General features: G+C 60.8%; 9 protein-coding genes and 2 riboswitches. Of the genes, 4 read left to right on the top strand and 5 right to left on the bottom strand.

Annotated features, from left to right (window positions below):
* Nucleotides 1–27: 27 nt before the first annotated feature.
* Nucleotides 28–3,738: a methionine synthase gene (gene metH, locus ACVHNU_RS11975; protein ID WP_473019823.1), complete on the bottom strand. Its 3,711-nt coding sequence runs from the start codon at nt 3,736–3,738 to the stop codon at nt 28–30.
* 155 nt (nt 3,739–3,893) lie between these two features.
* On the opposite strand from metH, the gene ACVHNU_RS11970 reads away from it, so the two are divergent.
* The 3 genes from ACVHNU_RS11970 to nfuA all read left to right on the top strand — a co-directional run bounded on the left by ACVHNU_RS11970 (nt 3,894) and on the right by nfuA (nt 8,028).
* Complete coding sequence (locus ACVHNU_RS11970) at nt 3,894–6,176, top strand: fatty acid cis/trans isomerase (RefSeq protein WP_473019822.1); 2,283 nt, start codon at nt 3,894–3,896, stop codon at nt 6,174–6,176.
* 184 nt (nt 6,177–6,360) lie between these two features.
* Nucleotides 6,361–7,386, top strand: coding sequence for an acyltransferase family protein (locus tag ACVHNU_RS11965; RefSeq protein WP_473019821.1), 1,026 nt, complete (start codon nt 6,361–6,363; stop codon nt 7,384–7,386).
* A gap of 57 nt (nt 7,387–7,443) precedes the next feature.
* Nucleotides 7,444–8,028 carry a Fe-S biogenesis protein NfuA gene (gene nfuA, locus ACVHNU_RS11960; RefSeq protein ID WP_003225494.1) on the top strand — a complete coding sequence of 195 codons (585 nt, stop codon included), beginning with the start codon at nt 7,444–7,446 and terminating at the stop codon, nt 8,026–8,028.
* A 188-nt stretch (nt 8,029–8,216) separates the two neighbouring features.
* Here nfuA and cobM read toward each other — a convergent pair whose 3' ends face one another.
* From cobM to ACVHNU_RS11940, 4 genes are all read right to left on the bottom strand, one after another.
* On the bottom strand, nt 8,217–8,963 hold the full coding sequence (cobM, locus tag ACVHNU_RS11955; protein WP_473019820.1) for a precorrin-4 C(11)-methyltransferase: 747 nt from the start codon (nt 8,961–8,963) through the stop codon (nt 8,217–8,219).
* An 81-nt stretch (nt 8,964–9,044) separates the two neighbouring features.
* Nucleotides 9,045–9,458 carry a cobalamin biosynthesis protein gene (locus ACVHNU_RS11950; RefSeq protein ID WP_003225490.1) on the bottom strand — a complete coding sequence of 138 codons (414 nt, stop codon included), beginning with the start codon at nt 9,456–9,458 and terminating at the stop codon, nt 9,045–9,047.
* Nucleotides 9,455–10,153: a CbtA family protein gene (locus ACVHNU_RS11945; protein WP_003225489.1), complete on the bottom strand. Its 699-nt coding sequence runs from the start codon at nt 10,151–10,153 to the stop codon at nt 9,455–9,457. Before ACVHNU_RS11945 ends, ACVHNU_RS11950 begins: the two co-directional genes overlap by 4 nt.
* A gap of 11 nt (nt 10,154–10,164) precedes the next feature.
* Nucleotides 10,165–10,362 carry a CbtB domain-containing protein gene (locus tag ACVHNU_RS11940; protein WP_003225486.1) on the bottom strand — a complete coding sequence of 66 codons (198 nt, stop codon included), beginning with the start codon at nt 10,360–10,362 and terminating at the stop codon, nt 10,165–10,167.
* A 122-nt stretch (nt 10,363–10,484) separates the two neighbouring features.
* A riboswitch (cobalamin riboswitch) is annotated at nt 10,485–10,705 on the bottom strand.
* Between the two features lie 1,051 nt (nt 10,706–11,756).
* Nucleotides 11,757–11,969, top strand: a riboswitch (cobalamin riboswitch).
* 98 nt (nt 11,970–12,067) lie between these two features.
* On the opposite strand from ACVHNU_RS11940, the gene cobW reads away from it, so the two are divergent.
* Nucleotides 12,068–13,138: a cobalamin biosynthesis protein CobW gene (gene cobW / locus ACVHNU_RS11935; protein WP_473019819.1), complete on the top strand. Its 1,071-nt coding sequence runs from the start codon at nt 12,068–12,070 to the stop codon at nt 13,136–13,138.

Here is a 13,138-nt window from a genome sequence, read left to right as displayed (position 1 = left end):
CGGCACCCCCGGGGATTGACCGGCCGATCACTCGTCGTAACCGAGGTTAGGCGCCAGCCAGCGCTCGGTCACGCTCAGTTCCTGACCTTTGCGCGAGGTGTAGCTCTGCACTTGGTCCTTGTCGACCTTGCCCACGGCGAAATATTGCGCCTGCGGATGGGCGAAGTACCAACCGCTGACCGCGGCTGCCGGGAACATCGCGTAGTGTTCGGTGAGGAACACGCCGCTGCGCCCGGCACGCATTTCGCTGGCCTCGGGGTCGAGCAGGGTGAACAGCGTGGCCTTCTCGGTGTGATCCGGGCAGGCCGGATAACCCGGTGCCGGACGGATACCGGAGTACTGCTCTTTGATCAGCGCGTCGTTGTCCAGCACTTCGTCCTTGGCGTAACCCCAGTGCTCTTTGCGCACTTGCTGGTGCAGCCACTCGGCGCAGGCTTCGGCCAGGCGGTCGGCCAGTGCCTTGACCATGATCGAGTTGTAGTCGTCGCCAGCGTCCTGATAGGCCTTGGCGACTTCTTCGGCGCCGATGCCGGCGGTGGTGATGAAACCACCGACGTAGTCGGTCACTTCGCTGTCTTTCGGGGCGACGAAGTCGGCCAGCGAGAAGTTCGGCTTGCCGTCGGTCTTGATGATCTGCTGACGCAGGTGATGCAGGCGTGCCATTGGCTTGCCGTCATCGCCGTACAGTTCGATGTCGTCGTCATGCACCTGATTGGCCGGCCAGAAACCGAATACCGCACGGGCGCTGATCAGCTTCTCGTCGATCAGCTTGGTGAGCATTTCCCGCGCGTCCTTGTACAGCGCGGTGGCCGCTTCACCGACCACTTCGTCTTCGAGGATGCGCGGGAACTTGCCGGCCAGATCCCAGGAAATGAAGAACGGCGTCCAGTCGATGTACTCGGCCAGAACATTGAGGTCGATGTTGTCCAGCACCCGGGTGCCGGTGAAAGTCGGTTTGACCGGCGCGTAGTTGGCCCAGTCGAACTGCGGCTTCTTGGCAATCGCCGCCGCGTAGCTCAGGCGCTCGGTCCGGGCGCTGCGGTTGGCGGTGCGCTCACGCACATCGACGTATTCCAGACGGGTCTTCTCGACGAAACCGGCCTTGAGTTCCTTGGACAGCAACTGCGTCGCCACGCCGACCGCGCGCGAGGCGTCGGTGACGTAGACCACCGCATCGTTGCTGTACTTCGGCTCGATCTTCACCGCGGTGTGCGCCTTGGAGGTGGTCGCGCCACCGATCATCAGCGGCAGATGGAAATCCTGACGCTGCATTTCGCGGGCCACGTGGACCATCTCGTCCAGCGACGGGGTAATCAGACCGGACAGGCCGATGATGTCGCACTTTTCTTCCTTGGCGACCTGGAGGATCTTTTCCGCCGGGACCATCACGCCGAGGTCGACGATGTCATAGCCGTTACAGCCCAGTACCACGCCGACGATGTTCTTGCCGATGTCGTGCACGTCGCCTTTGACTGTGGCCATCAGGATCTTGCCCTTGGCTTCCGGCTTGTCGCCTTTTTCCAGTTCGATGAACGGAATCAGATGCGCTACGGCCTGTTTCATCACGCGTGCGGATTTCACCACCTGCGGCAGGAACATTTTGCCGGCGCCGAACAGGTCGCCGACGATGTTCATGCCGGACATCAGCGGGCCTTCGATCACTTCGATCGGGCGGGCGAACGACTGGCGCGACTCTTCGGTGTCTTCGACGATGTGCGTGGTGATGCCCTTGACCAGCGCGTGCTCCAGACGCTTGTTGACGTCCCAGCTGCGCCACTCTTCGGTCTCGGCTTCCTTGACGCTGCCGTCGCCCTTGTACTTGTCGGCGATGGCGAGGAGGGCGTCGGTGCCTTCCGGCGTGCGGTTGAGGATCACGTCTTCGACAGCGTCACGCAGCTCCTGCGGGATCTGATCGTAGATCTCCAGCTGACCGGCGTTGACGATACCCATGGTCAGGCCGGCGCGGATCGCGTACAGCAGGAACACCGAGTGAATCGCCTCGCGCACCGGGTTGTTGCCACGGAACGAGAACGACACGTTGGACACGCCGCCGGAACTCAGCGCATACGGCAGTTCGTCGCGGATGTAGGCACAGGCGTTGATGAAGTCCACAGCGTAGTTGTTGTGTTCTTCGATGCCGGTGGCCACGGCGAAGATGTTCGGGTCGAAGATGATGTCTTCCGGCGGGAAGCCGACTTCGTTGACCAGAATGTCGTAGGAGCGTTTGCAGATTTCTTTCTTGCGCGCTTCGGTGTCGGCCTGGCCGGCCTCGTCGAACGCCATCACCACCACCGCCGCGCCGTAGCGTTTGCACAGTTTGGCGTGATGGATGAACTGCTCGACGCCTTCTTTCATGCTGATCGAGTTGACGATGCCCTTGCCCTGAATGCACTTGAGGCCGGCTTCGATCACTTCCCACTTCGAGGAGTCGATCATGATCGGGACGCGCGAGATGTCCGGTTCACCGGCGATCAGATTGAGGAAGGTCACCATGGCCTTCTTCGAATCGAGCATGCCTTCGTCCATGTTGATGTCGATCACCTGCGCGCCGGCTTCGACCTGCTGCAGGGCGACTTCCAGGGCTTCGGTGTAGTTGTCTTCACGGATCAGACGGGCGAATTTGGCGGAACCAGTGATATTGGTGCGCTCGCCGACGTTGACGAACAGCGAGCTGCGATCGATGGTGAACGGCTCCAGGCCCGACAGGCGGCAGGCCTTGGGGATGTCCGGAATCTGCCGCGGTGCGTAACCCGCCACGGCCTTGGCGATGGCTTCGATGTGGCCCGGGGTGGTGCCGCAGCAACCGCCGACGATGTTGAGGAAACCGCTCTGGGCGAATTCTTCGATGACCTTGGCGGTGTCCACCGGCAACTCGTCGTACTCGCCGAATTCGTTCGGCAGACCGGCGTTCGGGTGCGCCGAAACGTGGGTGCTGGCTTTGTTCGACAGCTCTTCCAGGTATGGGCGTAGCTCACTGGCGCCGAGGGCGCAGTTGAGGCCGACCGAAATTGGCTTGGCGTGGGCCACGGAGTTCCAGAACGCTTCGGTGGTCTGGCCGGACAGGGTGCGGCCGGATGCATCGGTGATGGTCCCGGAAATCATGATCGGCAGTTCGATGTGCAGCTCTTCGAACACGCCTTGCACAGCGAAGATTGCGGCTTTGGCGTTGAGCGTGTCGAAGATGGTTTCGATCAGGATCAGGTCGACGCCGCCCTCGATCAGGCCCTTGGTGGCCTCGGTGTAGTTCTCCACTAGTTCATCAAAGGTGACGTTGCGGTAGCCGGGGTTGTTTACGTCAGGCGACAGCGAGCAGGTGCGGCTGGTAGGGCCGAGCACGCCGGCGACGAAGCGCGGCTTGTCCGGGTTCTCGGCGGTCTTGGCGTCGGCCACCTTGCGCGCCAGTCGTGCGCCTTCTACGTTTAATTCGTACGCCAGCTCTTCCATGCCGTAGTCGGCCATGGAAATGCGCGTGGCGTTGAAGGTGTTGGTTTCCAGAATGTCGGCGCCCGCATCCAGATAAGCCTTCTCGATGCCGCCGATCACGTCCGGACGGGTGATCACCAACAGGTCGTTGTTGCCCTTGACGTCACTCGGCCAGTCAGCGAAGCGTTTGCCGCGATAATCCTGTTCTTCGAGCTTGTAGCTCTGGATCATCGTGCCCATGCCGCCGTCGAGAATCAGGATGCGCTCTTTGAGGGCTTGCTTGAGAGCTTGAAGGCGGACGCTGCGATCGGACATTGGGACTACTCGAAAAGACCATGACGAAGGGCCGGGATCATAACAAACCTGTGTGGTTTTGGAGCGTGTGGTGGTTTTGCATGAATATCGCTCATGTTGGTACGGGCGTCATACTGTAGAATCGCGGCGTTTTTTTCACGATCGGGATCATGGGCATGTCGTACCGCGTCATCAGCATTTTCATGCTGTTTTTAAGCTGGGGCGCCGTTGCGCAAGAGCCCGCGATCTCTTATACCCGAGATATTCAGCCAATCTTCACCGAGAAGTGTGTGGCTTGCCATGCCTGCTACGACTCTGCCTGCCAGCTCAATCTGGGCAGCGGCGAAGGTGCAGGGCGGGGCGCGAGCAAGATGCCGGTCTACGATGGCGAGCGTACTCAAGCCGCGCCGACCACTCGATTGTTCTACGACGCCTTCGGCAAACGTGCCTGGCAGCAGAAAGGCTTCTATTCGGTACTTGATGCCCAAGGCAGTCAGGCCGCATTGATGGCGCGGATGCTGGAACTGGGTCACAAAACCCCGCTGACGCCCAACGCCAAACTGCCGGAAGACATCGTCCTCGGCCTGCAACGGGAAAACATGTGTGCGATGCCCGCCGAGTTTGCAGGCTATGCCGGCGCCCATCCGAAAGAAGGCATGCCGCTGGCGGTGACCGGCCTGACCGATCAGCAATACCAGACCCTGCAACGCTGGCTGGCATCCGGTGCGCCGATCGACGAGCAAGGTCTGGTGCCGAGCGCCAAAGAAGCGCTGCAAATCGTCCAGTGGGAAAACCTGCTCAACCAGCCGGGGGCGCGGGAAAGCCTGGTTGGGCGTTGGTTGTTCGAACACTGGTTCCTCGCGCACCTCTATTTCAAGAACGGTGAGCCTGGGCATTACTTCCAGTGGGTGCGTTCGCGCACGCCGAGCGGCCAGCCGATCGATCTGATCGCCACCCGTCGCCCGAATGACGACCCGGGCACTCAGGTTTACTACCGTTTGTGGCCGGTGCAAGGGGTGATCGTGCACAAGACCCACATCACCTATCCGCTGAGCGCGGCGAAGATGGCGCGGGTCAAGAGCCTGTTCTACAGCGGCAACTGGCAGGTCAGTGCGTTGCCGGGTTACGGCCCGCAGAGTCGGGCCAACCCGTTTGCCACCTTTGAGGCGATTCCGGCGCAGGCGCGCTACCAGTTCATGCTCGATAACGCCGAATACTTCGTACGCACCTTCATTCGTGGGCCGGTGTGCCGTGGGCAGATTGCGACGGACGTGATCCGCGACAACTTCTGGGCGCTGTTTCAGGCGCCGGAACACGACCTGTACATCACCGACCCGGTCTATCGCGGCCAGGCCACGCCGCTGCTGGCGATGCCAGGTCAGAACGATGACGTCGGCAGCGTCCTGAGTCTGTGGCACAACTACCGCGACAAACGAAACAAGTACGAAGCGCTGCGTCGCGACAGCTACGCCGATTTACCGGCGCCGAGCTGGTCGACGCTGTGGGCCGGCAACGACAACGCGCTGCTGAGCATTTTCCGTCACTTCGACAGTGCCTCGGTGACCAAAGGCCTGATCGGCGAAGTGCCACAGACGATGTGGCTGTTCGACTATCCGCTGCTGGAGCGCACCTATTACCAGTTGGCGGTCAACTTCGATGTGTTCGGCAACGTTTCCCATCAGGCGCAGACCCGCCTGTATTTCGACCTGATCCGCAACGGCGCCGAACAGAACTTCCTGCGCCTGATGCCGGCCGATTCCCGCGAAGACTACCTCGACGATTGGTATCAGAGCAGCGGCCAGTTCAAGATGTGGCTCGACTACGAAGCCATCGATGACGACAAGCCGACCGCGCTGAAACTCGATCCGAAGGACCCGAAATACGACTTCGCCATGCAGTTGCTGGCGCGTTACGGCGATCTGAATGCGCGGCCCGATCCGATCAACCGCTGTGACGGCGCCTACTGCTCGCGGCCGAATATCGACCCGGCCCTGCAAAATGCCGAGCAGGCGCTGAGTCGCCTGACGTCACGTCCGGCCGCCGGTTTGAAGGTCATCGACCAGTTGCCGGAAGCGACCATGCTGCGCATCGAAACCCGCAGCGGGAAACGCGAGATGTACAGCCTGCTGCGCAATCGCGCGCACAGTAACGTGGCGTTCCTGCTGGGGGAATCGCTGCGCTATCAACCGGGGCTGGACACCTTGACCCTCTATCCGGGCGTGCTCAGCAGCTATCCGAACTTCATCTTCAACATTCCGGCCGAGCAAGTACCGGAGTTTGTCGATGCCATGGAAACCGCCAAGGATGCTGAGCGCTTCGAGAAAATCGTCGAACGCTGGGGGATTCGTCGCAGTCATCCGCAATTCTGGTTCTATTTCCACGACCTGAGCCAATACCTCCACGAAACCGATCCGGTGGAAGAGGGCGTGCTGGACATGAACCGCTACGAGAATCTTTGATCGTTTGGGGCTGGTCTGCTGTCCCAACTCTAAGCAACACCGCACATTCCCTGTAGGAGTGAGCTTGCTCGCGATGGCGTGAGTCCATTCAGAATGGTTGTCGCCTGACATGCCGTCATCGCGAGCAGTCTCACTCCTACAAGGGATCGGCGGTGGTTTTGAGAGTTGTGGACAGGAGCCGATCATGTTGATTTCAGTGCAGGCCCTGCGGGCGCTTGCCGCGTGGACCGTGGTCTGCCACCACTTCATGCAGATTTTCTTCGATTTCAAGGCGCGCGGCCCGGTCGGACAGTTCTTCATCGACAAAGGCGCAGTCGGCGTCGATATCTTTTTCGTCATCAGCGGGCTGGTGATCTTCCTGTCTACCGAAAGCAAAGCGTTGCCCCCGGCGCGGTTTCTGCTCTATCGGCTGTTTCGCATTGTCCCGGCGTATTGGCTGTACACGCTGCTGATGGCGTTGCTGGTGGTGTTCGCCCGGCCGATGTTGCCGGATCAGACGGTGGATTGGGCGCATTTCCTCGCGTCGTTGTTATTCATCCCTGCGCAAAACCCCGGCGGCTACGGGATTTATCCGACGCTGAATGTCGGCTGGACGCTCAACTACGAAATGTTCTTTTATGTGTTGTTTGCATGCGCGCTGGTGTTCCGCTGGCAGTTGCGCTTGCTGGTGGTCGCCGCGTTGCTGTTTTCGGCGTGCCAGGCGTTCGGCTGGCTCAATGAGTTCTACCGTTCGGACATCGTTTACGAGTTTTTGCTGGGGATCGGCATTGGCGTGCTGTATCGCCGGGGCTGGATCGGCGCGGGGCTGTGGCTGCCGCTGGTGGCGATTGGTGCTGCGATGATGGCGATCTATCACCTGGCGCCAGCGCCAAGGCTGTTGAACTGGGGCGTGCCGAGCGCGGTGCTGGTGATGTCCTGTATCGCACTGGAACGCTACGTCGAGCGCAGCCGGGTGATGAAATGGCTCGGTGACTGTTCCTATTCGGTGTACCTGATGCACGTACTGGTGCTGTCGGCGGGTGGTTTTATTGCGCGGCGCTACGGGATCAACCCGTATCTGATGTTCGTTGTCTGTGCTCTGGCCATCGGTGTGGGCTCGTGGCTGAGTTACGAATGGGTGGAAAAACGCAGCTATCAGTGGCTTAAAGCGCGGATTGATCGCGAACCTGTCGGTCAATCAGCTGCCGAGCTTTCCCGACAAAAATACTAGGACTTTGTGCCGCGCGATGATTGGCGTAAACTGCGCCCAAGCCTGCGAGGAGTTTCCATGACCGCTATTACCATTACCGACGCCGCCCACGATTACCTGGCCGATCTGCTCTCCAAGCAGAACACCCCGGGCATCGGCATCCGCGTCTTCATCACCCAGCCTGGCACCCAGTACGCCGAAACCTGCATTGCCTACTGCAAGCCGGGCGAAGAAAAACCTGAAGATACCGCGCTGGGGCTGAAAAGCTTCACCGCTTACATCGACTCGTTCAGCGAAGCGTTCCTCGACGATGCCGTCGTCGATTACGCCACCGACCGCATGGGCGGCCAGCTGACCATCAAGGCGCCAAACGCCAAAGTACCGATGGTCAACGCCGACAGCCCGGTCAACGAGCGCATCAACTACTACCTGCAAACCGAAATCAACCCGGGGCTGGCCAGCCACGGCGGTCAGGTCAGCCTGATCGATGTGGTTGAGGACGGCATCGCCGTGCTGCAGTTCGGCGGCGGCTGCCAAGGCTGCGGCCAGGCCGACGTGACCCTGAAGGAAGGCATCGAACGCACCTTGCTCGAGCGTATCCCAGAGCTCAAAGGTGTTCGCGACGTGACCGACCACACGCAGAAAGAAAACGCCTACTACTGAGTAAGGTGTTCACTGCGAACATGAAAAACGGCGCTGTGGCGAGGGAGCTTGTCGGATCGCCGCACCGTCCCGCTTGACTGCGAAGCAGTCACAAATCGGACAATGCATTTACCCGTGATGAATGGGTTGTCCGGTTTTGGGATCGCTCCGCGATCCGGCGGGAGCAAGCTCCCTCGCCACAATTGCTTTCAGGGCCTGTACAGGTGCGCATGCCCCGCGCGATAAAGCGACGATTCGCCAAACACCTCACTCCCCAACACCCGTCCAACCAGAATCAACGCCGTACGCCGAAACCCCTTGGCCGCAACCTTCGCGGCAATATCCTCCAGCGTCCCTAGCACCCAATCCTGATCCGGCCATGTCGCCCGGTGAATCACCGCAATCGGGCAATCCGCGCCGTAATGTGGCTGCAGTTCGCCAATGATCTTCTGCAGATGATTGACCCCCAGGTGAATCGCCATGGTCGCGCCATGCTGCGCCAGACTGCTCAGTTCCTCACCCGCCGGCATCGCAGTTTTATCGGCGTAACGAGTCAGAATCACGCTCTGCGAAACGTCCGGCAGCGTCAGTTCCGCGCCCAGCAACGCTGCGCAAGCAGCCGTAGCCGTCACGCCGGGAATGATCTCGAACGGAATCTGCAATTCGCGCAGATAACGAATCTGCTCGCCAATCGCGCCATACAGGCTTGGATCACCCGAATGCACCCGCGCCACATCCTGGCCCTTGGCATGGGCAGTTTTGATCAAATCAATGATCTGCTCCAGATGCAATTCGGCGCTGTTGATCACGGTTTCGGCCTGATGCCCCTCCAGCACGGCGGCCGGGACCAGCGAGCCTGCGTAGATGATCACCGGGCAACTGCGGATCAGCCGCTGGCCTTTGACGGTGATCAATTCCGGGTCGCCGGGGCCGGCGCCGATGAAGTAGACGGTCATGAAGAAGTCCTGTGAAAAACGGGGCAGGGCAACGCTTCAGATGAAGATTGCTCATGATCAAACAGGGGGATTATCGGGATTTTACGCAGCGCCGGCCAATGCCAGTGTCGCCTGAGCGTATTTCTGCCGGGAAATCAGGAGTTTTGCCGGAGCCTGGATCAACTGCTCGGCGAGGGCCAGCGCGGCACTTTCCGCGACGCCATAGCAACCGGTGCGCTCGTAGGCGATCTGTGAATGATGGCTTAGCCGCTGCTGGTAACTGGCCAATTCGTCGCTGCTGAAATACAACAGCGGCAAGGCCAGTTGCGCGGCCAATTCCTGCAAACCGGGCTCATCGCGCTTCAAATCGATGCTGGCCAATGCCTTGACCGCTTCGAGTTCGATGCGATGTGCCTGTAATGCCTGATCGAGTAACGCGCGCAGCGTACTGGCCGGGCAGCCGCGCTGGCAGCCCAGGCCGACCACGAAGGTCGGCGCTGCGCGGTCATCGGTCATGCGTGGTATTGACCAGCGCTTTTGCGGCGGAACAACCAGGCGCTGATCAGGCCCAGGGCCAGCCAGAACGCCACGTTGGTCAACTGTGAAGCGATTTTGAACTGGGCTTCCAGTGCTTCCGGGGCGAGCATCGAGTGCACTTCCGGTTGCGGTGCGCCAATCACGTGCGGCACGGCAAGAATCGCCACGCCCAGCAGTTTCATCAGCCAGTGACGGCTGAACACGATCAAGGCCAGGCCGACAGCGGTGGAGGCGGCGGTGCCGATCCACCACGTTTGCCGCGAAGCCAGATCGGCCGCCGCGGTGCCCGGCAGTTCAGGCGGCAGGCCCAGAGTCGGCGCGAGGACGAAGGTCGCGTAACCGGCCAGGCCCCAGAGCAAGCCCTGCGAGGTTTTGGTCGGTGCGCGCAGGGTGTATAGACCCGCGAGCATCAGGGCGAAACCGACCGCCACCACCAGATTGCCGCCGGTGGTCGAGACCACGCGCTGCCAGCCGTTTTCCGGCTCCCAGGCTTCGGCGTCGTGAGTGTGTGCGGCTGTGCCGGCGGCGTGTTCGTGAACGGCCACCGGTTCGGATTTCTCGAAGGTTTCGGCCTGCAGAATCAGTGGCGAGACCCAGAAGCTTTGCAGCAGGGTCAGCAGCAGGGCGGCCAGCAGACCGGTGAAGCCTGCGGTTTGCGCAATACGCTTGATCATGTCGGCAGGTCTCAGTGGCACGGGAACGCAGCGCTGTGGCGGGTATCGTGAGCGGCGTTGTGCACCGCTTCGATGTGCGAGAAGCCGGCGAAGTACACGAGGCTGGCGCCGAGGATCGAAGCGAAAATGGCGGCGGTCAGGCGTTGGCTCAACGTGGCGGTGCTGGAGATTTTGTCGGTGTTGCTGCCGGTGCTGCTGATGATTGACATGGCGCTTCCCTCTGGAGTGTCAGCGGGTTGATAGAGCGCATGAAAACCCCTGCGAGTCGGGCACGCAGAGGTTCGAACAGCGCCCGCCCACCGCGGGTTTGTTATGTTCAGCGACGCAAAATGCGCACTGTGTGTTGCGGGCCGGTCTCCGGGCTCACGAGGGGTTGGCGTCAGGCCGACCTGCAAGCGTCACCTTCCCATGCCGTACGGCACAGTGGATTCGACGCTTCGCTCGCTTACCGTTGCGGGGGCAGCACCGGACTGACATGGCTTTGAGTAAAGCACATGATTCACCGGTTTCCCGTTTCACCCTGTGAAGGGCACCCGTAACAAGTTGTGTAGGAGAGCATGGGTTGGGGATTTGAGTCAATTGAGTGGGGTGGGTATATCCGTTTCTGCGGTAACGGCCACTTAGGGTTCCGCCCTTACGGCGGGTCACTTTTGGCAAACGCCCCAAAAGTAACCAAAAGGTCTATGCCCTGACGTTCGGCCCTCGCTTAGGCTCGGGTTCCTTCGCTCCGGGATTCATCCGGGGGGCAGCGCCTACGGTTTGCTTCGCTGCACCTCCTCTCGCTGTGTTTGGCTGCGCCAAACGGTCGCTGCGCTCCCACCCCCGGATAAACCCCTCCACTCAGCCTGCCGACGGGCCCTGAGATCAAAAGCTTTACTCGAGCTAACGCTCATTGTGTTGAGTGGGGCGGCTTCGCCGCATGGGGGGTACGCTCTCTGAATTGTAGGAGCCAGCCTGCTGGCGATGGCGGCCTGACAGCCGACCAATTTCTTGCGGATGCACCCGGCCCAACTGTGGGAGCGGGCTTGCTCGCGAAGGCGGCCTACCAGCCGACCAATTTCTAACTGAATGCATCCAATGCCATGCAGGAACTGCCGAAGGCTGTGATCTTTTGATCTGCTTTGGCTTTGGCTTTGGCTTTGGCTTTGGCTTTGGCTTTGGCTTTGGCTTTGGCTTTGGCTTTGGCTTTTGATCTTCAGCCCCTTCGGCAGGCCGAGCGAAGGTGTCCATCCGGGGGATAGGCGCGCAGCGCCATGCGGCGAAGCCGCATCCATCGAGAGGAGGTGCAGCGAAGCAAACCGGAGGCGATGCCCCCGGATGGACACCGTAGCGAGGCAACACTGAGCCTCAGCGAAGTGCCGTACGCCGGGGCAAAGCCTTTTGGGTTACCTTTTCGGCGTTTGGAAAAGGTGACTCGCTGTAAGAGCGAAACCGCCAGCGGCGACACCCGCAGAAACGGATATGCCCCCAATCCAAAAAAACCATACCCCTTAACCCGAAGTCTGGCAAAAGTGACCCGCCGCAACGGCGAAACCGTAATCAGCAACCCCCGCAGCAACGGATATGCCCCCAATCCAAACATTGACCCATCCTCAAGCCATGCGTAGCCTTGCGCTTTCGAGGTTCTTCGGCCCACGCCGAAGCTAAGAAGGGAACGCGGTCAAAGCCGCGGCTGCCCCCGCAACTGTGAACGGTGAAGTTCGTTGCCACGCCACTGCCAGCTCAATCCACAGAGCCAGCGGGAAGGCGCAGCGAATGCCGGGCCCAAGGCCTGAACACCGTCAGCCAGGAGACCTGCCTCGTGACAGATTTCTCACTACAACCGGGCGGGGTGATCCGGTGGCGAATTCTTCCGCGCGCACGTTCGCAGCGGATCTCGTCCCGTATGCCCGCCACCTTGCCAAAGGGCATCCGATGAAAACATTGGCCAAACTCCCCGTCACCATCGTCACCGGTTTTCTCGGCTCGGGCAAAACCACCTTGCTGCGGCACATGCTCGACAACGCTCAGGGCCGTCGCATCGCCGTGATCGTCAACGAGTTCGGCGAACTGGGCATCGACGGTGAAATCCTCAAGCAATGCACCATCGGCTGCACCGAAGAAGAAGCCACCGGCCGCGTCTATGAACTGGCCAACGGCTGCCTGTGCTGCACGGTCCAGGAAGAGTTCTTCCCGGTGATGCGTGAGCTGGTCGCCCGTCGCGGTGATCTCGACCACATCCTGATCGAAACGTCCGGTCTGGCCCTGCCAAAACCGCTGGTGCAAGCTTTCCAGTGGCCGGAAATTCGCAGCGCCTGCACGGTTGACGCGGTGATCACCGTGGTCGACAGCCCGGCCGTGGCCGCCGGCACCTTCGCCGCGTTCCCGGATCAGGTCGATGCCCAGCGCAAACTCGATCCGAACCTCGATCACGAATCGCCACTTCATGAGTTGTTCGCCGACCAACTGGCCAGCGCCGACCTGGTGATCCTCAACAAGGCCGACCAGACCAGCGCGGAAGATCTGGCTCGCGTTCGCGCTGAAGTCGCCGAAGAACTGCCGCCCGCGGTAAAAATCATCGAAGCCAGCAACGGTCGCCTGCCGCTGGACGTGCTGATCGGCCTCGGCGCCGGCTCTGAAGAACACATCGACAGCCGCCACAGCCATCACGACCACCACCACGACGGTGATGACGATCACGATGACCACGATCACGACGCCTTCGATTCGATCTCGATCGAACTGCCGCAAGCCGACGAAAGCCTGCTGCTCGACGCGCTAACGCAACTGGTGGTCAAGCACGGCATCCTGCGCGTGAAGGGCTTCGCGGCGATTCCGAACAAGCCGATGCGCCTGTTGATTCAAGGCGTAGGCACGCGTTTCGACAAGCACTTCGACCGCCAGTGGTGTGCTGACGAAGCGCGCGTCACCCGTCTGGTGCTGATTGGTCAGGAACTCGACGCTGCGCAACTCGAAGCGCAACTGCGCGCCGCGCTCAGCGTTTAA

Source organism: Pseudomonas sp. Ors-4-3C, from assembly GCF_055755035.1.
Note: the sequence above shows the minus strand (reverse complement) of the source record. Positions and strands in the feature narration are given on the sequence as shown.